Origin of the sequence: Maribacter sedimenticola, from assembly GCF_900188415.1 — a bacterium.
GTDB classification, from domain to species: domain Bacteria; phylum Bacteroidota; class Bacteroidia; order Flavobacteriales; family Flavobacteriaceae; genus Maribacter; species Maribacter sedimenticola.
On record NZ_FZNV01000004.1, the window covers coordinates 184,361 to 204,137 of the forward strand.

The window sequence follows — 19,777 nt, forward strand, 5'->3', positions numbered from 1 at the left end:
TGTTTATATATTTGCTCACTATTAAGAATTATTCTAAATAATATTGATGCGTTTAAATATTTATCTTCTAGTAGCGTCCGCTTCCATATATCAGGTAATGGCCCAAACGGCTAATGTTGCCGAAAAAGATTCTGTGGAAGCACTACACCTTACCGAAGTTATTGTAACCGCTACCCGTACAGAAAGGCAATTATCGTCACTGCCCCTTCCTGTAACCTTAATCGATAAAGAATCTATCCGCAGAACGGGTACTGTCCGTTTGAACGAAATACTGAACGAGCAAACAGGAATTATTACCGTAACCGATGAAAGCGGTTTTCAAGGTATTCAGATTCAAGGCATAGCTTCGGACTATATATTGATATTAATAGACGGCGTACCACTTGTAGGTAGAAATGCAGGTAATTTTGACCTAAGCAGGTTAACTGTAGGTAATATCAAACAAATAGAAGTTGTCAAGGGTCCTTCTAGTAGTCTGTATGGTTCTGAGGCGTTGGGCGGCGTCATCAATATTATTACCGAAAAGCCTAAAGGAGAAATTTTTGATGGTAATCTGTCCTATAGAATTGGCACGTACAGTCAACAGGACATTAATGTGGATATCAAACAAGGATTTAAAAAGTTTAGGTACGGTTTTTTTGCAAATAGATTTTCAAGTAACGGCTACGATTTAAATAAGGATATTGCCGGACAAACCGTAAACCCATTTAAAAACTATACATCTAATGGGCGCCTATACTATGATTTTAATGACAAATTAACCCTGTTTACATCTGCCCGTTTCTACAAACAGGTTCAAAATGGAGGTTTTATACAAGATAGTATAGCATTCCAAGGTGATACCGAAGAACAGGAATGGAACACCCATGTAAGACTTGACCATAAACCAAATGCACGTTTGCACACCTCCTATGAAATATATTACACCAACTATACCGCACAGGAATATTTAGAGGACCCAATTACCGCCATCGTTGCCAGCAATAGTTATTTTGACCAAAAACTATTTAGACCGGAAATAAGGGGAAGTTACCAGTTTAAAAATCCCAACAATGCAAAGGATACCGGCTTGGGCACAGGAACCCTTACTGCTGGAACAGGTTTACAATATGATGCGTTGGAGCGCACATACTTTGATGAGTCCGTTAGGTTTATATCTAATTATATGTATTTGCAATATGATGTGGAGCCTTTGGAAAAATTAAATGTTATAGCGGGACTCCGGTTTGATAAACATTCGGAGTACAACAATCAATTTAGCCCAAAACTTGCAATACGCTACAAGGCAAATAGCACATTTTCTATTAAAGGCTCTATAGGTTATGGCTTTAAGGCTCCAGATTTTAGACAATTATACTTTGATTTTACCAACTCCGCAGTTGGGTATACCGTACTTGGTTATAATGTGGCCATAGAAAAACTGCGGGAGTTAAATGGACAAGATCAATTACTGGACATTTTAGTTACGGAAGACGAACTCTCAAGACCCTTAGAGGCAGAAAGTTCTATTGGTTATAACATAGGGTTTACCCATACTCTACCCAGGCTAACAACGACTGTAAATTTTTTTAGAAATGATTTTAAAAATTTAATTGACACCCGTATAGTTGCACGTAAAACAAATGGTCAAAATGTCTTTAGCTACGACAATTTTGATGAAATATATACTACTGGACTAGAGCTCAATTCTAAATACTCCCCAACTAGCTCACTTAAGTTAAGTGCAGGTTATCAACTATTATTCGCTTTTGACAAACAGCAGCAAGATCGTGTGGCAAATAGGGATGTTTTTGTACGGCACACAGTCAACGGTCAAACAATGGTACTGGAAAAAGCAGATTATTACGGACTTATTAACCGTTCAAGGCATAATGCTAATTTTAAAGTTTTCTATACAATAGCGCCTGCAAATACTGATTTCAACCTAAGGGTCTTATACCGTAGTAAATATGCTCAATATGATGCCAATGGCAATGGATTGATAGACACTTACGACAATAGTTTCATCAACGGATTTTTAACCTTAAATGCAGCGGCAGCTAAGACTTTTTACAAAAAATTGAATCTCCAAGTAGGCGCAAATAACCTATTGGATTACACAGATAGCAATATCCCGAGTATGCCGGGCATTCAAGCATACATTAAACTAAACTATCAATTTTAACCCCCTGAAAACAAACAGGAATTAATTACATGATTATGACGAAGAACATTTTAGCACTAACATTTTTAGCAATGGCTTTTGCCTCTTGCAGCGATGACGATGACAGCACACCGTTAGACCCAGTACAAACTGAATCCGTAAGCAACCTTTATGCACCACAAACAGGTGGACAAGGAGAGCCAGTTGGGGGCGAATTTACCAAATTCGATTTTGAAACCGGTGCCGTAACAACGAGCGAAACGGATTGGGATATTGCTTTTAGGGGTACCACCATAGCTATTAACGGAGGTACGGAAACAGGAACCGCAGATGAACCTGTGCGCAACAGTAATGTAGGTGTAGCAATGGTTACTGGCACTATGGCAAGTGTAAGTACTGCAGATGGACTAACCTTTGTGCAAGATACCGATACGGCATTTGCAATACCAACCGGAAGCGATAATGGTTGGTACAATTATGCTGGTCCACCATCTCATTTAATCACCCCTATTCCAGGTAAAATATTTGTTTTTAGAACTACGGAAGGCAATTTTGCCAAAGTGGAGATTATCAGTTATTACGAAAACGCGCCAGCTGCACCTGATGCATTTGTAGACGCAACCCCTTATTATACATTTAACTATGTGTACAACCCTAATGAAGGAGATACTTCATTGGAATAATTTGCTTTTTGAGTTGTTTGTTGCAAAGCTCATCTGTAATGGATGAGCTTTGCTGTTTAAATTTTTAAATACATAAACAAAAGGGGACAACAGAACAAAAAATTGTATTTTGAAATGGGATTACCCAATATTTAAACTACCTACCAAGAACAACTATTGATGTTCAAAAATACTATAGCACCTATATAAATATGAAAATAATATCAAGCTCGGGAAAAGGAAATTTTAAGTTAGTAAGCCAAAATCAAGAAATCTGTGAATTGGAGTATACGAATTGGTTTTCCGGAAAAGCGCGCACAATTATAAACGGGAACCACATAGAAATAAAGCCGAAAAACATATGGACCAGTAAAGTTGACATCAGTAAAAACGGGCATGTTATTGGGGACATTACCTTTAACCTTAAAGGATATATGGTCATTAGAATGGAGCATATCCCCGGTAAGGAAATTAATTATGTTTTAAAAAATAAGGCAGTCTTTAAATTAAGGTTTGAATTATTTGATGAATTCAACAAAGATCAATTGACCATGAAGTCTGTTAATAGTTGGTCCAAATTAAATTATGACTATAATATCGAAACCGGCAATTATGTTTCAAGTATAAATCTTGAAGAAATGGTTGTGTACTGTGGGTACGCTGCAAATTTATATTTAGCATTGATCAGTGCAGTATAATCAATCCCACATGTTCTTCATCGAAATAATCTAGAAATTAGAATTTGTTAGTACCTAAAAATAATTAAGCAACACGTATATAATTAAATTATTAATCGTAATATTGCAATGTAACAATCAATTAAAGATATGGGCTTAGCCAAAACGGAAATGTTTACAGAGGGTCAGAATAAGATTTCCCTTTTTGCAAAGGTATTTGGACATCCGGCACGGGTGGCCATATTACAGCATCTTTTTAAAATGAATGCCTGTGTCTGTGGTGATCTAGTCAACGAAATAGGTTTGGCCCAGCCCACAATTTCACAACATCTAAAGGAATTAAAGAGTTTAGGTTTAATAAAGGGCAACGTAGAAGGTACAAGTGTTTGTTATTGCATAGACAAGAAAAATTGGACGGCCATGAAAACTATTATGATGGAATTTTTAGACCAAGACGTGTCCCAAGATATGGATTGTTGCTAAAAAATTTATGCAGATTCATCGTAAAATTGCAATGAACAAATATAAAGTTGAACTAATATATTAAACATATTATTATAACGATGCAAATTCATTAAATCCATACTCACGCATAAAATGCTTAAGAAACTAAATTTTACGCTACAAGCATAGAAAATCGATCATGATCGGCTAAAAGCAATAATTACTATTCACCATACTGTAAAACCATTAAACATGACAACGACAAAAACTAATTTATTTACTGATATAGAAAAGATTATCAAGACTTTAAATCCTGAAAGTATTACTGATGAACGGAAAATCATTTTACAACCGTTAATTGATTTTATCCAAAACAAGGTTAATGATCAACAACCCATAAGGATCAATTTTATTTGTACGCACAATTCTCGCAGGAGCCATCTTTCACAAGTATGGGCCCAGACGATGGCCTATTACTTTCAAATAAAGAATGTGCACTGTTATTCTGGCGGTACGGAGGCTACCGCACTTTTCCCAATGGCAGCAGAAACATTAAGAAATGCTGGTTTTAAGATTGAACAAATTACGGAAAACGAAAATCCTGTCTACAGTATAAAATATGCGGATAACGAACATCCTATCATAGGTTTTTCCAAAAAATTGGATGCAGAATTCAATCCAAAATCGGAATTTGCCGCTATTATGACCTGTTCCCAAGCAGATGGTGGCTGCCCGTTCATTGCGGGTGCAGAAAAGCGTATTCCTGTTACGTTCAATGACCCCAAAGCTTTTGACAACACCCCTCAACAAGCAGAAAAATATCATGAAAGGAGCATACAGATTGCTACAGAACTTTTGTATGTATTCTCACAAATAAATTTATAAGATGGCATCAAAAAAAATGAGTTTTTTAGACCGTAACCTTACTTTGTGGATATTTGCCGCAATGGCCTTTGGAGTAGCAATAGGCTATTTTTTCCCAACATTTCCAACCTTTATCAATTCTTTTAATAGAGGTACTACCAATATCCCTATTGCGATCGGTCTTATATTAATGATGTATCCGCCTTTGGCAAAAGTTAATTATAGATTATTGCCAAAAGTCTTTAAAAACACTAAGATACTTACCATTTCCCTTATTTTAAATTGGATTATTGGACCCATATTAATGTTTGTGCTTGCCATTACCTTTTTAAGGGATTATCCGGAATATATGGTGGGACTTATCTTGATTGGATTAGCACGTTGTATTGCCATGGTATTGGTGTGGAATGATTTGGCAGAGGGCAGTAGTGAATATGGAGCCGGATTGGTTGCCTTAAACAGTATTTTTCAAGTATTTGCTTACAGTTTTTATGCATGGATCTTTATTACCGTACTACCACCCTATTTTGGTTTTGAAGGTGCCATTGTAGACATTTCTATCAGTACAATTGCGGAAAGTGTGGCAATATATTTAGGCATACCTTTTTTTATGGGTATTTTGAGCAGATTACTATTGGTACCAATAAAAGGAGAAGAGTGGTATACAAACAAATTTATCCCAATCATTGCCCCCATGACCTTATTGGCTTTACTGTTTACCATAGTAATAATGTTTTCTTTAAAAGGAGAGTTGATCGTTGAGATACCCATGGATGTTTTAATCATTGCCATACCGTTACTTATATATTTTACGCTAATGTTCATAATAGGTTTTTTCTTTACAAAAGCATCTGGGGCAACATATGACAAAACAGCTTCAGTTGCATTTACGGCTGCAGGCAATAATTTTGAATTGGCCATTGCAGTCGCCATAGCGGTTTTTGGCTTAAATTCCGGTCAAGCATTTGCGGGGGTCATTGGCCCTTTAGTGGAGGTACCGGCCTTAATATTGTTGGTAAGGGTTTCCTTTTGGCTGCGTAAAAAATATTTCGGCAATACCGCTGTATAAACCATTAACCTTACAATTTTAATGTCATGCGTAAAAAGTAATGGAGCAATTTGGCACCACCAAAAACGTTCACTTTATAATTGCTAATTTAGCCTTATGAAAACCATTGATATCAGAACGGTAGACGTTGTTCAGTATATACAGCCCTTACGGGAAGGGGGCTCAATGCCTGCAATCGTAAAAGCCGATGATGATTTCTTATATGTATTAAAATTTAGGGGTTCCGGACAAGGAAAAAAATCACTAATTGCAGAGTTCATCGGTGGTGAACTGGCGCGTGCCATAGGATTAAAGGTACCGGAATTGGTTTTTATGAATTTGGAGGATTCGTTCAGACAAACGGAACCGGATGAAGAAATTCAAGATTTGTTGAAATTTAGTGTAGGCTTAAACCTAGGATTGCATTTTTTGTCCGGCGCAATCACTTTTGATCCTTTGGCCTCTAAGGCAGATGCCCTTACTGCATCAAAAATAGTTGTATTGGATAGCCTTATAAGCAATATAGACCGCACCGCAAAGAATGCCAACCTACTCTATTGGCACAATGAAGTATGGGTTATAGATAACGGCGCAAGTTTTTATTTTCACCATAATTGGGATACATGGGAAAATCATCTTTCCAGAACTTTCCCTTTTATAAAAGATCATGTTTTATTAGCTCAAGCTACAGCATTGCCAGAAGCTGCACAGGAAATAAAAGCACTACTGAAAGAACAAACGGTCAGCGACATTATTTCTAAAATCCCAGAAGACTGGTTAACCAACGAATCCGATATGTTAAATGTAGCGGAAAAAAGAGCCGCTTATAGACAATTTATTACCACTAAATTGGCCATGATGGATGTACTCGTAAAAGAAGCTGAAGATGCAAGATAGATACCTTTTTAAATACGCCATTATAAGAATCGTTCCTAAAGTTGAAAGAGAGGAATTTTTTAATGTAGGTGTTATTCTGTATTGCAAACGCTTAAAGTTTCTTGATATTAAATATTATATTGATACAAATAAATTAAAAGTATTCTCGCCAGAACTGGAACCTTCTCTTATAAACACGTATTTAGAAGGATGGAAACTGATCTGTGATGGTAATGCATCCGGTGGAGCCATAGGAAAGTTAGATTTAACAGACCGTTTTGGATGGCTTACAGCATGTAGAAGTACTATTATCCAAAGTTCAACAACCCGTTCCGGATTAAGTGTTGACCCCATTAAGGAATTAGAGTATATATTCAAGGAATATGTGCTTTAAGCTAGGGGGCCAAACAAAAAATCTGCAAGACTTTTAGTGATCTCTTTGAACATACCAATAGATAAATTCTTCTTTTTTCAACCCATATCAATTAAAAAAAATATTCATGCAACTTTTAAAATGCCATTACCATCCCGAAGTCACTTCTTTAAAAAACAAGTCCATTTTAAAGAGACTGGCCACCAGAAGCATTGCCATGCAAGGTAATGCCATCCTATTAGTGTATACCGCAAGGTATGAAGATTATAGTCTTCCAGGAGGTGGTTTGGACATTGGCGAAGACAACATAGAAGGTATGATACGTGAGCTTTGCGAGGAAACCGGCGCTAAGGATATTAAGAATATTCAACCTTTTGGAATATATGAAGAATTTAGACCTTGGTACAAACCGGACCATGAAATACAACATATGATATCCTATTGTTATACATGTGAAGTGAGCAAAGAACTAGGCCCAACAAAGCTGGAAGCCTATGAGATAAAAAATGGCATGAAAGCATTATGGATAGATATTGATAAAGCCATAGCACATAATAAAAGAACAATGATCACCAGTAATAAAATGGGCATGTCCATAATAAGGGAAACTTTTTTACTTGAACTGATTGCTAGTCGTTATGCAGCTCCTAAACCCATCCATTGAAACATAGTTTGTATATATAGACGCATATCATTCAGTTGTCAAACAAGTTAACAAACTATACAAAATCATGTTTTTAAACATTTTGGTCAAAACTGTATGTTTTCTATTATCTTAATAACTTCAACAAAACTAACAACCAATTGACATTATGGATAATGCTAAAAATCTTCAACAATTCGATGACCTAGATGAGGAACAGTTGCCCATTTCAAAACATAAGCTACATGACTGGACCCATTTTGCTGGCCTATATGCCGCAGAACATGTTGCCGCCACGGAATTTGTAATTGGAGCCACCTTTGTAGCCCTTGGCGCAAAGACCAAGGATATTTTACTGGGCTTGCTCATTGGCAATATTTTGGCAGTATTGAGCTGGACATTAATAACATCTCCAATAGCTGTGGAAACCCGGTTAAGTCTGTACACTTACCTGAATAAAATAGCGGGCGATTCCATGACAAAGCTCTACAACTGGGCCAATGTACTTATATTCTCCGTAATATCTGCCGCCATGATTACCGTATCATCCACTGCGGTGCGTTTTGCCTTTGATATTCCCGCCCAGTTGAACTGGTACCCAACCAATATGTGGTTTGTACTTATTGTTTTTTGTGTGGGAGCCTTTGTGGTCACCATTGCCATATATGGTTTTAATGCGGTATCTGAATTTTCAGGTATTTGTGCTCCATGGCTATTTGTCATGTTTACAAGTGGTGCCATGGTACTCCTACCTGCTTTGTCCCTTGATGTTTTAGGAAAAACCATTCCAGATGGCTGGAATGATTTTATTGCCTTGGGCAATCAATCCATTTGGACAGGTATAGATAGTAATGGCCAACCTGGCATAGGTTTAATAGAGGTAATTGGTTTTGCATGGGCTGCAAATACAATCACCCATTTTGGATTAATAGATATGGCCTTACTTCGTTTCGCAAAAAAGAAATCCTATGCCTTGGCAACCAGTACTGGAATGATGTTCGGGCATTATGTGGCCTGGATTGCTGCGGGAATCATGGGTGCAGGTGCGGCCGTAATACTAGGCAAATCAATAGTGGAACTTGATCCGGGCGATGTTGCCTATTATGCGCTTGGTTGGTCTGGTTTTGTCATCGTAATCGTAGCCGGTTGGACCACAGCCATAACCAACTTATATAGGGCAGGTTTGGCAACTCAGGCAATTTTCCACAATCATTCCAGAAAAAAAACCACACTTGCCGTAGGTATAGTAACCATAATAATAGCATGTTTCCCATTTGTTTTTTCACAAATATTACCGTTACTAACTTATGCGGGCTTGATCGTTGTACCCGTAGGAGGTATTGTATTTGCAGAACATCAGATTTTCCCCCGAATAGGATACACACGATATTGGTCACTCTATCAGAAATTAACTTTTAGCACTCCTGCAGTTGCCTCTTGGGCATTGGGCCTATTCTTTGGTTTTGGTTTAAATGCGTTAAACGTAATTTCATTTTTCTATCTATTTATACCTACTTGGATATTTACGATTTTGGTATACACCTTTTTGGCAGGTCGTTATGGTGCCAGAAAAGAATATCCAGAGGAAGCACAAAAAGAGTATATACGTAACAGGCAGATAGAGGAATACCAAGACGAAAAAGCAAAATTGACAGATGTAAAAGCAAAGGACAAGTCTATATTAACGAGAATATTGACCACTATAGGTATAGTGGCCCTTATATGTACATTAATACTTGCATCTATTGTATTATTTGGCAGTACAAATGAAATAAACTACCAGGAAAATAGGGAGCAATTTTATAATTATGCCTTCATTTGTACCATAGTATATTTCGTTGTTGCGTATTGGGCATTACAGCGTGGCAAACAAAAATCTAAAAATCAATGAAAAACGCAATTTCACTTACCCAAAACAATCTAGCTGAAATAGCTACCCATATTACAAGTCCAACATATTCTAGAAATGATCTTGAAATAGGAATTGTACATGTTGGTGTAGGAGGTTTTCATAGAGCACACCAAGCATTTTATACGAACAAGCTTCAAGAAACAAAAAATGCCAATGAGTGGGCTATTTGTGGCGTAGGACTACGTGAAGGGGATCGGAAAATTTATGATGTTTTAAAAAAACAGGATGGCCTATATTCACTAATCATAAAACATCCTGATGGAAATATTGAAACAAGTATAATTGGTTCCATTAAGGATATCCTATTAAGTGTTGACGATCCAAAAGCTGTAGTTCAAAGAATGGCAAACCCACAGACCAAAATTGTATCGCTCACCATTACTGAGGGTGGGTATAACTTTGACGCTTCCACCGGGGAATTTAATTTTAACAATACGGATATTCAACATGAATTACAAAATCCTGACGACCCTAAAACGGTTTTTGGATATTTGACCGCAGCTTTAAAGAAACGTTGGGACAGTGCATTGCCTGCATTTACCATAATGTCTTGTGACAATATAGAACACAACGGTGATGTAACCCAAAAAATGGTAATGTCATTTGCCAAAAAACAAAATCCGGACTTAGCGCAATGGATAGAAAACAATGTTAGTTTCCCAAACAGTATGGTAGACCGTATAACTCCGGTAACGACCCAAGCTGATATTGAATACCTCGAAAAGGAATATGGACTAAAGGATGAATGGCCCGTAACCTGTGAACCTTTTATACAATGGGTTATTGAGGATGATTTTAGCAATGGAAGGCCAGAATTGGAAAAGGTGGGCGTACAATTTGTGCCCAATGTAAAACCCTATGAAAAAATGAAACTACGTTTGTTAAATGCAGGCCATTCGGTTTTAGGGATTCTTGGAGCTTTGCACGGGCACCAAACCATAAACGCATGTATGGAAGATGCTACGTTCGTTAAATACCTAAGAACCTTTATGGATATTGAAGCCACCCCTACCCTGGATCAGTTAGAAGGTATAGATTTAGACACTTACAAGGATAGTCTGGAAGCCCGTTTTGCAAATCCAAACATAAAGGATAGCGTTAGCCGCATATGTTCTGAAAGTTCTGCCAAATTACCAAAATTCCTAATTGCCACTCTCAGCGATAATTTGGAAAGCCATAACAGTATTGAGTTTGCCACATTGGTCATTGCTTCATGGTGTTATTATAGTGACAAGCAATTAAATAAAGATGGACAACCTATTGAAGTGATCGATGCCATGGCTAAAGAATTACATGAAGCAGCAAAGCAAACCAGTTCCGACCCATTGTCATTCATTAAACAGAAGTCTATTTTTGGAAACCTTGCCGATAATGAAAGGTTTGCAAACCAGTACAAAGAAAAAATTGCTAAAATTTATAACGATACCGACATAAAAAAGCATATGAAGGAAATGATCTGAGCGTAGCATGGTAAACCGTATAAATAATTTAGATTTAATAGTGTAAATCTATCTAGCGTTTTAATCGTCCTGATGTATCGCCACTTAAAATATTAGTAACCTCATTGTCCGTTGAAAAGTTGACGTCACCTTCATAGGTATGTTTTAATGCACAGGCGGCACTTGCAAATTCCATTGCCTTGTAGTCATCATATTGTTGCAGCCCATAAATGAGCCCTGCGGCAAAAGCATTACCCGTACCTATACGATCTACTACATGGGTAATATCCAAATCCTCCGTTTCCCTAAATCAGTACCGTTCCACATTCTAGCCCTTATTTTATGCCAGGAGGAATTTAGGGAAGACCTAATTTTATCAAAAACTTTTTCTACTGACGGGAAAGTAGCGATCAACTGTTTACTTGCTTCAATAAATTCTTTGTTTGAGAAACCATATGCAGTACCTAGCACCTCATTAATTTCATTGACCCCTCCAATAAAAACAGTAGAATTCTTGAGCAGTATTGTCAGTGCCTCTTTTGGATCTTGGCCATAAGTCCATATACCACTTCTATACGTTGGATCGGCCGAAATGACCAAACCTTTTTCCTTTGCCAATTTTAGTTCGGCATTCAAGGTATCAAAAGCACCTTTTGACAACGCCTGTGTAATCCCTGTCCAATGCAACCACGTCCCTTGTTCCAACGCATTTTCCCAATCTACTTTTTCTGGTGTAATATCGGAAAATGCGGAATGAGACCGATTTTAGGAAATCATACTTGGTCTTAAAATTGCGCCTACTTCCAAGAAATATACACCTAAAGGACGTTTTGAAAAAAATATGGATGAAGTATCTACCCCAAATTAACGAATATAAGCAAGAGCGGTTTCTCCAATAGAATCTTGAGAAACGGCACTGATATGTTTTACATTGCCTCCAAAATTAGCAATGGAAATCCCCACGTTCAACCCTGTTCCCTCAAAATAAAACTCTACAATATTTGATTGTATGAGTTTCTTGTTTCCACGTGGTGAAATACGCATTAATACCTCCCCAAATGTTATTATTTTCCCCGCAATGTAAACTTAACCCCAATTTTTCAAAAACTATTATTTTATCAATAATGGAAAGCAAATAGAATTCTCTATTTGGGCATAGGTATGAACACTTCAAATACAGTACCTTGACCTACCGCACTCTTTACCTTCACATAACCTTTATGATTACGAACCACTCTTTTCACGATTGCCAATCCTATACCGGTGCCCGGGTATTCCGTATCGCCATGTAAACGTTTAAAAATCTCAAACACCTTTTCTTCATATTTTTGGTCAAATCCTATTCCATTATCGGTTATTAATATACGGGCATATTGGGTATGGGCCTTGAGGGGATAGTCCGGAAAATCAGTACTGTTTACTACTTCCCCACAGACTTGAACCTTGGCTTCCACATCTTTTCTTGCAAACTTGATGGCGTTGGAAAATAGGTTCAAAAGTAGTTGCCTAAATTGTAAGGGTATGACATGTACGGTACAGTCTTTTCCTAAGATGATCTTTGTATGAACTTCAATTACATCTTCATGAAGCATTGCTATGGTTTCCGCTACTAACTCAGTCAAAGAAATTGATTCCAAATTATTATGAGCACCATCTGCCGCACCATACATTAGAAGGTCTTGTATTAGGTTTCGCATTCTATCAATAGAAGCTACGATACGATCTAATTTATACCTACCATCATCAGAAAGCTGATCTGCCTCTTCGGTATTGATTTGGGAAATGAACATTTGAATTTTACGAAGAGGTTCTTGTAGATCGTGACTACATATATAATTGAAAGAAGCCAGTTCTACATTGGTCAATTCTAATTTTTTTGTCTTTTTCTCTAACTCTACCGTACGCTGCAACACCTTTTTTTCAAGTTTTTCCGAAAATGCGATCAGTTGTTCATTGGCACGCTCGAGTTCCATTTTATTCTTTCGCAGCTCTAACAAATGTATTACCTGTTCGGATAAAATGGAAAGAGCCTCTTGTTGGCTAGCTGTTAGTGTCCGTGGCTTTTTATCGATCACACACAATGTACCCAATGGCACTCCAGATGAATTTTTTAATGGAATACCGGCGTAAAAAACAATATTGGGATCACCTGTAACCAACGGATTGTCATGAAAACGCTCATCAGATCTTGCATCGGACAAAGAAAAAATTGTCTGATCAGAAGTAATGGCATGCGCACAAAATGCGTGTTCAATAGGCGTTTCCTGAACATTAAGCCCATGATTGGATTTAAACCATTGCCGTTTATCATCAAGCAGGGTAATCAATGATATAGGTGTCTGGCAAATTTCCGCAGCGAGTTTGGTAAGATTGTCGTAATCCTTTTCAGGTAAGGTATCTAATATGGAATATTCGGTTAAAATTTCAAGTCTTTCCTGTATTTTAGGGTGGGGATGCGCAATTTTCATGTTGTATTATGGAATACAGAATTAGAGTTCTTAAATCAAGATAATCAATTTTGGCAAGGTCAACGAATTTAAATTTTTTAATTAGTAACCGCAGTACGTGTAGTACATAAGTAAATTTAAAAATGCCATAAACCCTAAAAACAAAAACCCAATACCTTTCGATATTGGGTTTTGCTCTTGCGGAGAAAGAGGGATTCGAACCCCCGGAGGTGTGACCCTCAACAGTTTTCAAGACTGCCGCATTCGACCACTCTGCCATTTCTCCTGAGTGCCTCATCAGGTATTCCCTGAATGCGGGTGCAAATATATAAATGATTTCTTATGTATTAAAGCCTTTTCTTATTTTATTTTTTATGCAAAAAAAACAAGCCAAAAATTGGTAAAAGCCTAAGTTTAAAATTAGGTTTTATACTACCTTACGGACATGGACAAGCCCCTAGTAAGCATCTTAATACCGTTTAAAAATGTAGCGCCATATTTAGAGGAGTGCCTGGGTTCCATACAGCAACAAACGTATTTAAATTATGAGGTTATTGCCGTAAACGATCATTCTAATGACGATAGTTTGGCCATAGCCCAAAGATATTCCGCAAAAGATGCACGTTTTAAAATATATTGTAACGAGGAAAAAGGAATCATTACCGCTTTGAGAAAAGCTTACAAGCACAGTAAAGGAACGTTCATAACCCGCATGGATTCCGATGATTATATGACCGAACATAAAATTGAGACCATGGTAAGTGCTTTGATGAATAATGGCAAAGGTTCACTTGCATTAGGATTGGTACGTTATTTTTCCAAGACCGGGGTCAATGATGGTTATGCCAGGTATGAAAAATGGCTGAACAAATTAACGGTTAAGGGACATAATTTTAAAGAAATTTATAAAGAGTGTGTAATCCCCTCCCCTTGTTGGATGGTTTATAGATCAGATTTTGAAATCTGTGGTGCGTTTAAACCAAATAGGTATCCGGAAGATTATGATTTGGCATTTCGTTTTTACGAACATGGATTATCCTGTATAGCAACAAACCAAGTTTTACATTTTTGGCGAGATTATACCACGCGTACGTCTCGTACAAGCGAACATTATGCCCAAAATTATTTTATAGCCATAAAACTTCATTATTTTTTAAAACTGGAATATGATACGGGCAAAACCCTGGTAGTTTGGGGCGCAGGGAAAAAAGGTAAGGAAGTTGCCCGTTCGTTAATAGAGAAAAAAATACCCTTTACGTGGGTTTGCGATAATACCAAGAAAATAGGAAAAGAAATTTATGGTGTAAAACTGTTACATTATTCCCAGTTAGAAAAGATTTCAATATCGCAATGCATCATTACGGTTGCCAATGAAGATGAACAATATACTATTAAAACATATCTTGAAGAACTAGGCACAACATCATCTGTAGACTATTTCTTTTTCTGCTGATGGGCACATAAAAAAATAGTGTAAATAGACCTTAAAATAATAGTTGTGCTTCAACAGACTTCTACGAACAAAATAATTATCTTTGAAGTAATCAAATCTAGGAATGCAATTTAAATATCCAGAAATTCTTTGGGGCCTTTTACTACTACTCATTCCTATATTCATTCATCTTTTTCAATTACGAAGGTTTAAAAAAACCCCCTTTACCAATGTCAAGTTTTTACAACTGGTGGTATCGGAATCACGAAAAAGCAGCACTTTAAAAAAATGGTTATTGCTACTTAGCCGGCTAGGTTTAATTGCAGCTGTGGTCATTTCTTTTGCGCAACCATTTTTTGCCAATGAAACCGCCTTAAAAGAAAAGGAAACGGTATTCTATTTGGACAACTCTTATAGTATGGACGGTAAAAATGAAAACGGTAGCATCCTATATAATGCTATACAAGAATTTATTAAAAATACTCCGCAGGACCAACTATTTACTTTATTTACCAATACTAGCGTCTTTAAGAACATTACCATTAAGGATATTCAAAACGACCTTTTGGAAATAACACCCTCCGCTGATCAGTTAACCATAAACGATATATTATTAAAAGGAAATACTCTTTTTAGCAAGTTAAATGACGTTCAAAAAAATTTAGTTTTAATATCGGATTTTCAACGCCGCATGGGTGGTATTATACCACAAGATTCCATAATGGAAATCAATATTTTCTACTTAAATCCACTTAACCATACAATAAACAACAGTAGTGTAGACTCGGTATATATAGAAAATAGAACCAATGAAACTATTGATATAGCAGCTACCCTTACAACAAATACCTCAGAGGAGAGTCTTCCCGTATCACTTTACAATGACCAAACCCTAATTGCAAAAACTGCCGCCAAATTTAATAAGAACCAAAAAGCAAAGGTTACCTTCTCCATAAATGCAAATGAAAAAATATTGGGTAAAGTAACAATCACGGACAATGGTCTGGAGTATGATAACCAGTTCTATTTTAATATTGATGAAAAGTCCAAAATAAAAGTTCTTGTTATAGGAAAGCCTGCCAATGAATTTCTAGACCGAATATATTACGAAGAGGAATTTGAGTTGACATCCACTTCACTGTCCCAATTAAATTATAGTGATATAGAAAATCAGCATTTAATAATTATAAATGAAATTGATGAACTTCCAAGTTCTTTAGCAACCGCGGTAAAGTCATTTCATGACGATGGTGGCAGTTTTGTTGTTATACCTAGTACCAAAGGAGATTTAAACTCCTATAATCAATTAGCGAATTTTTATAATACAACGTATTATTCCAGTACCATAACGCAAAAATTGGCCATATCCAATATAAAGGTGGCTCATGACCTCTTCAATAATGTTTTTGAAAACAACGTAGATAATTTTCAGTTTCCTAGTGTAAAAACCTATCATAGAATGCAGACCATTGGCCAAGTTGCCATTGAGTTTCAAAATAAAGAACCTTTTTTAGTATCTACTGATAACGCCCATTTTTTTGCTACCTCATTATCCAATGAAAATTCAAACTTCCAAAATTCCCCACTGATAGTTCCTACTTTTTATAATATGGGTATAAACAGTTTAAAATTGCCTTCCTTATATGCAAATATTGAGGACAATGCAGCTATAGAAATACCAATTACCCTGCAGCAGGATGAAAACATTAAGGTCGTAAATGAAACCATTGAATTTATTCCGCTACAACGAGCTTTGCCCAAAAAAGTACAACTTACATTTATGGACAATCCTAAAAAAGCTGGCATTTATAAAGTTATGCATGACCAAAAACTGCTTAGGAACATTAGTTTTAATGAAAACCGGAAAGAAAGTGAATTGGTTTATAGCCAGATACCGGAAAATAACGGTATTACCTCAATAAATAAATATTTTACGGAGCGTCAAAAAGACAACGCCATAAATGAGTTTTGGAAATGGTTTGCTATTTTAGCATTCGCGTTTATTATCATGGAAACATTACTTCAAAGATTTATAAAATAGTCTATAAATGAACCACCCATAAGCCCTATGAACATACTCTTAAAATCAGTTACGATCGTTAATGGGAACAATAAGGACCTTCACAAAAAAAAGAAGGATATCCTTATTAAAAATGGCACTATAGAGGCCATAGCTACAAAAATAGACCCACCTGCAAAGACAAAAATTATTGAAAAAGATAATATGCATGTTTCCATAGGTTGGTTTGATAGTGGAGTAAGTTTTGGCGAGCCAGGATATGAGGAAAGGGAAACCATAGAGAATGGTTTGATGACCGCTGCCAAAAGTGGATTTACGGATGTCATTCTAAATACAAGCAGTACACCCACCCCAGATTCCGCATCGGACATCGTATTCCTTAAAAATGCATCAAAAAACCTACTTACAAAACTGCATCCACTAGGCAATCTCACTGCAAACGGAGAAAGTGAAGCGCTTGCAGAACTCTATGATATGAAAAACTCTGGGGCCGTAGGGTTTTACGATTTCAAACACCCCATATCCAATGCCAATCTCTTAAAAATCGCATTACAATATGCACAAAACTTTGATGGATTGATTTTTTCCTTTCCTCTGGATAGGAACATATCCGGTAAAGGCATTGTCAATGAAGGGGTAACCAGTACTAGGCTGGGCTTAAAAGGTATTCCGGCATTGGCCGAAGAACTGCAAATTGCCAGGGACCTTTTTATTTTGGAATATACCGGTGGCAAATTGTTTATCCCTACCATTTCTACGGCAAATGCCGTAAAACTTGTTGCAGATGCCAAGAAGAAAGGTTTGGAGGTATATTGTAGTGTTGCGGCCCATAACCTTACCATTACGGATGAGGCACTGGAAGATTTCAATACAAAATATAAGGTCATGCCTCCTCTGCGCACGTCCACTGACACCAAAGCTCTTATCAAAGGTGTTAAAAATGGTACGATAGATTTAATCACTTCTGACCACACACCGTTGAACGTTGAACTAAAACATGTTGAGTTTGATAATGCCGACTTTGGTTCTATTGGCTTGGAAAGTATTTTTGGAATGCTGAACAACATTCTGGATATCGAAGATACAATTGCACAATTATCCAAAGGAAGGGAAATTTTTAATGTGGACCCACCTAAATTAGAAATTGGCCAACCTGCTAATTTAACCTTGTTCGATCCGGAAATAACCTATAATTTTACACAAGACCATATTCACAGCACTTCCAAAAATGCCTTGGCAACAGGTCGGCAGATGAAAGGTAAAGTCATAGGAACGGTAGCGAACAACCAATTGGTCATAAACGAATAACACGTGGAAAAGTCCCCAAGCATACCAGGTAAAACAACGGCCATTGTCGCTTATCTAACAATTGTTGGCGCAATGATAGCCATGAGCATGAACTCGGAACCAAGACATAGATTTGCCAGATTCCATACAAGACAGGCATTTGGGCTTCATATTGTGTTTTTAGGCTTTGCCCTTTTAAACAGTCAGTGGGGAAATGTATATGGTTTTTACGGGTTATATATTTTTTATATAGTACTTTGGTTTTATGCATTTTTAGGGCTATTGGGCAATAAAGAACAAGAAATTCCGGTCCTTGGAGCCTATTTTCAAAAATGGTTCACATTCATTCAATAAAATTATGACTACAGCTCCCCTATCTTTAGAACATATTATAAGACCTTCTAACTTAACTGATAAAAAACCACCCGTTCTGTTTTTATTTCATGGTTATGGCAGTAATGAAGAAGACCTTTTTTCTTTTGCTCCAGAACTTCCGCAAGAACTTTGTATTATTTCCGTTAGGGCACCATATATACTTCAGCCATATGGCTATGCTTGGTATGCGATAAATTTTGATAATGAAAAAGGAAAGTGGAGTGATGATGAACAGGCTATTGCATCACGGGATAAAATTGTAACCTTTATCGATGAGGCCTGCAATGCATATGGCTTGGACACGAACCATGTAAATTTACTAGGTTTTAGTCAGGGTACCATACTCAGTTACGCCGTAGCTTTATCTTATCCTGAGAAAGTTAAAAACATAATCGCCCTAAGCGGATATATCAACGAGTCCATTTTAAAGGAAAATTATAGTACAAACGATTTTGACCAAATAAGTTTCTATTGTAGCCATGGAGACGTAGATCAGGTAATTCCGGTTGAATGGGCTCGTAAAGCAACGGAAATCTTAAAGAAATTAGGTATTGAACATCAGTATGAAGAATTTCCTGTTGGGCATGGTGTTGCACCTCAAAACTTTTATTCCTTACAAAAGTGGATCAAGGAAAAGCTTTAATTACTGCGGGTGTAAAGTAAGTGGTCCACAAGAGTAAAATCAACCCCCAAATCATCTTTTAGTTCATATTTAATAAGCAATTCGCCCCAATACTTTCCATCGGAAAAATCAGCCAAGATCCATTTATGGTTTAATATCTTAATTTTATTGATCTTAAAATCATTTTCCATTCCTTCATAAGGAATTAAAGGATTGTCTCCTTTTTGTTCATTAGTTTCCAACAGTTTGTCCGTTATATATGCAGCTGGGTTATTAAGATCCAAATGCTCGTAATAAGCCAAAGCATCATCATTATTTTCCAAAGAAAAATATTGCATATCCATAACCTTGACATTGGACCGTTGTACGGAATCCTTCAAAACATCTATTTCTGACTGTAACTTAGTTATTTTGACGGTGTTCATTTCCACCATTTTATTACTACTGACAAAGAGATACAAGCAGATTAAGGCCGTAAATAAAAAGAGGTATAAAAAGATATTTTTCTTCATA

Annotated in this window: 21 protein-coding genes and 1 tRNA gene; 16 read left to right on the top strand and 6 right to left on the bottom strand. The window is 36.8% G+C overall.

The genetic code is table 11. The features are described 5' to 3' along the window. Positions 1–46: 46 nt before the first annotated feature. From CHB68_RS13310 to CHB68_RS13360, 11 genes are all read left to right on the top strand, one after another. Entirely contained in the window at positions 47–2,164 is a 2,118-nt protein-coding gene (locus CHB68_RS13310; RefSeq protein ID WP_245838941.1) for a TonB-dependent receptor plug domain-containing protein, read from the top strand. Between the two features lie 35 nt (positions 2,165–2,199). Further along, positions 2,200–2,826: an HmuY family protein gene (locus CHB68_RS13315; RefSeq protein WP_089261627.1), complete on the top strand. Its 627-nt coding sequence runs from the start codon at positions 2,200–2,202 to the stop codon at positions 2,824–2,826. Between the two features lie 191 nt (positions 2,827–3,017). Further along, positions 3,018–3,503, top strand: coding sequence for an aminotransferase (locus CHB68_RS13320; protein WP_089261440.1), 486 nt, complete (start codon positions 3,018–3,020; stop codon positions 3,501–3,503). A 129-nt stretch (positions 3,504–3,632) separates the two neighbouring features. Next, positions 3,633–3,965, top strand: coding sequence for an ArsR/SmtB family transcription factor (locus CHB68_RS13325; RefSeq protein ID WP_089261442.1), 333 nt, complete (start codon positions 3,633–3,635; stop codon positions 3,963–3,965). A gap of 213 nt (positions 3,966–4,178) precedes the next feature. Next, positions 4,179–4,811, top strand: a complete 633-nt coding sequence (locus tag CHB68_RS13330) for an arsenate-mycothiol transferase ArsC (protein WP_089261444.1) — start codon at positions 4,179–4,181, stop codon at positions 4,809–4,811. A gap of 1 nt (position 4,812) precedes the next feature. Beyond that, a complete protein-coding gene (arsB, locus tag CHB68_RS13335) occupies positions 4,813–5,859 on the top strand; it encodes an ACR3 family arsenite efflux transporter (protein ID WP_089261446.1) in 1,047 nt (348 codons plus the stop codon). A 96-nt stretch (positions 5,860–5,955) separates the two neighbouring features. Continuing rightward, complete coding sequence (locus tag CHB68_RS13340; protein ID WP_089261448.1) at positions 5,956–6,735, top strand: HipA family kinase; 780 nt, start codon at positions 5,956–5,958, stop codon at positions 6,733–6,735. After that, positions 6,725–7,108 (top strand): DUF3037 domain-containing protein, encoded by a 384-nt coding sequence (locus CHB68_RS13345; protein ID WP_089261450.1) that lies wholly within the window; start codon positions 6,725–6,727, stop codon positions 7,106–7,108. Before CHB68_RS13340 ends, CHB68_RS13345 begins: the two co-directional genes overlap by 11 nt. 106 nt (positions 7,109–7,214) lie before the next feature. After that, entirely contained in the window at positions 7,215–7,751 is a 537-nt protein-coding gene (locus CHB68_RS13350; protein ID WP_089261452.1) for an NUDIX hydrolase, read from the top strand. Between the two features lie 148 nt (positions 7,752–7,899). Further along, positions 7,900–9,621 (top strand): purine-cytosine permease family protein, encoded by a 1,722-nt coding sequence (locus CHB68_RS13355; protein ID WP_089261454.1) that lies wholly within the window; start codon positions 7,900–7,902, stop codon positions 9,619–9,621. Then, complete coding sequence (locus CHB68_RS13360) at positions 9,618–11,102, top strand: mannitol dehydrogenase family protein (protein WP_089261456.1); 1,485 nt, start codon at positions 9,618–9,620, stop codon at positions 11,100–11,102. Before CHB68_RS13355 ends, CHB68_RS13360 begins: the two co-directional genes overlap by 4 nt. Positions 11,103–11,154: 52 nt before the next feature. Here the strand turns inward: CHB68_RS13360 and CHB68_RS18825 are convergent, their stop codons facing one another. From CHB68_RS18825 to CHB68_RS13375, 5 genes are all read right to left on the bottom strand, one after another. Further along, on the bottom strand, positions 11,155–11,373 hold the full coding sequence (locus CHB68_RS18825) for a hypothetical protein (protein WP_317043826.1): 219 nt from the start codon (positions 11,371–11,373) through the stop codon (positions 11,155–11,157). Further along, positions 11,355–11,786 (bottom strand): carbohydrate kinase family protein, encoded by a 432-nt coding sequence (locus tag CHB68_RS18830; RefSeq protein WP_317043827.1) that lies wholly within the window; start codon positions 11,784–11,786, stop codon positions 11,355–11,357. The genes CHB68_RS18825 and CHB68_RS18830 overlap by 19 nt, the downstream gene beginning before the upstream one ends. Positions 11,787–11,945: 159 nt before the next feature. Next, complete coding sequence (locus CHB68_RS18835; protein WP_317043828.1) at positions 11,946–12,125, bottom strand: hypothetical protein; 180 nt, start codon at positions 12,123–12,125, stop codon at positions 11,946–11,948. 101 nt (positions 12,126–12,226) lie between these two features. Next, positions 12,227–13,549, bottom strand: a complete 1,323-nt coding sequence (locus CHB68_RS13370; protein ID WP_089261458.1) for a GAF domain-containing sensor histidine kinase — start codon at positions 13,547–13,549, stop codon at positions 12,227–12,229. Positions 13,550–13,729: 180 nt separating this feature from the next. Continuing rightward, a tRNA-Ser gene (locus tag CHB68_RS13375) sits at positions 13,730–13,814 on the bottom strand. A 159-nt stretch (positions 13,815–13,973) separates the two neighbouring features. On the opposite strand from CHB68_RS13375, the gene CHB68_RS13380 reads away from it, so the two are divergent. The 5 genes from CHB68_RS13380 to CHB68_RS13400 all read left to right on the top strand — a co-directional run bounded on the left by CHB68_RS13380 (position 13,974) and on the right by CHB68_RS13400 (position 19,285). Then, positions 13,974–14,981 (top strand): glycosyltransferase family 2 protein, encoded by a 1,008-nt coding sequence (locus tag CHB68_RS13380; RefSeq protein WP_089261460.1) that lies wholly within the window; start codon positions 13,974–13,976, stop codon positions 14,979–14,981. Positions 14,982–15,084: 103 nt separating this feature from the next. Further along, complete coding sequence (locus tag CHB68_RS13385) at positions 15,085–17,001, top strand: BatA domain-containing protein (RefSeq protein ID WP_089261462.1); 1,917 nt, start codon at positions 15,085–15,087, stop codon at positions 16,999–17,001. Positions 17,002–17,028: 27 nt separating this feature from the next. Beyond that, positions 17,029–18,288 carry a dihydroorotase gene (locus tag CHB68_RS13390; protein WP_089261464.1) on the top strand — a complete coding sequence of 420 codons (1,260 nt, stop codon included), beginning with the start codon at positions 17,029–17,031 and terminating at the stop codon, positions 18,286–18,288. 3 nt (positions 18,289–18,291) lie between these two features. After that, positions 18,292–18,621 carry a hypothetical protein gene (locus CHB68_RS13395; protein ID WP_089261466.1) on the top strand — a complete coding sequence of 110 codons (330 nt, stop codon included), beginning with the start codon at positions 18,292–18,294 and terminating at the stop codon, positions 18,619–18,621. A 4-nt stretch (positions 18,622–18,625) separates the two neighbouring features. Next, the gene (locus CHB68_RS13400; RefSeq protein WP_089261468.1) at positions 18,626–19,285 is read left to right on the top strand and encodes an alpha/beta hydrolase; all 660 of its coding nucleotides are present in this window, start codon (positions 18,626–18,628) and stop codon (positions 19,283–19,285) included. Here CHB68_RS13400 and CHB68_RS13405 read toward each other — a convergent pair. Next, positions 19,282–19,776, bottom strand: a complete 495-nt coding sequence (locus CHB68_RS13405; RefSeq protein ID WP_089261470.1) for a hydrolase — start codon at positions 19,774–19,776, stop codon at positions 19,282–19,284. The genes CHB68_RS13400 and CHB68_RS13405 overlap by 4 nt on opposite strands. Position 19,777: the final 1 nt, after the last annotated feature.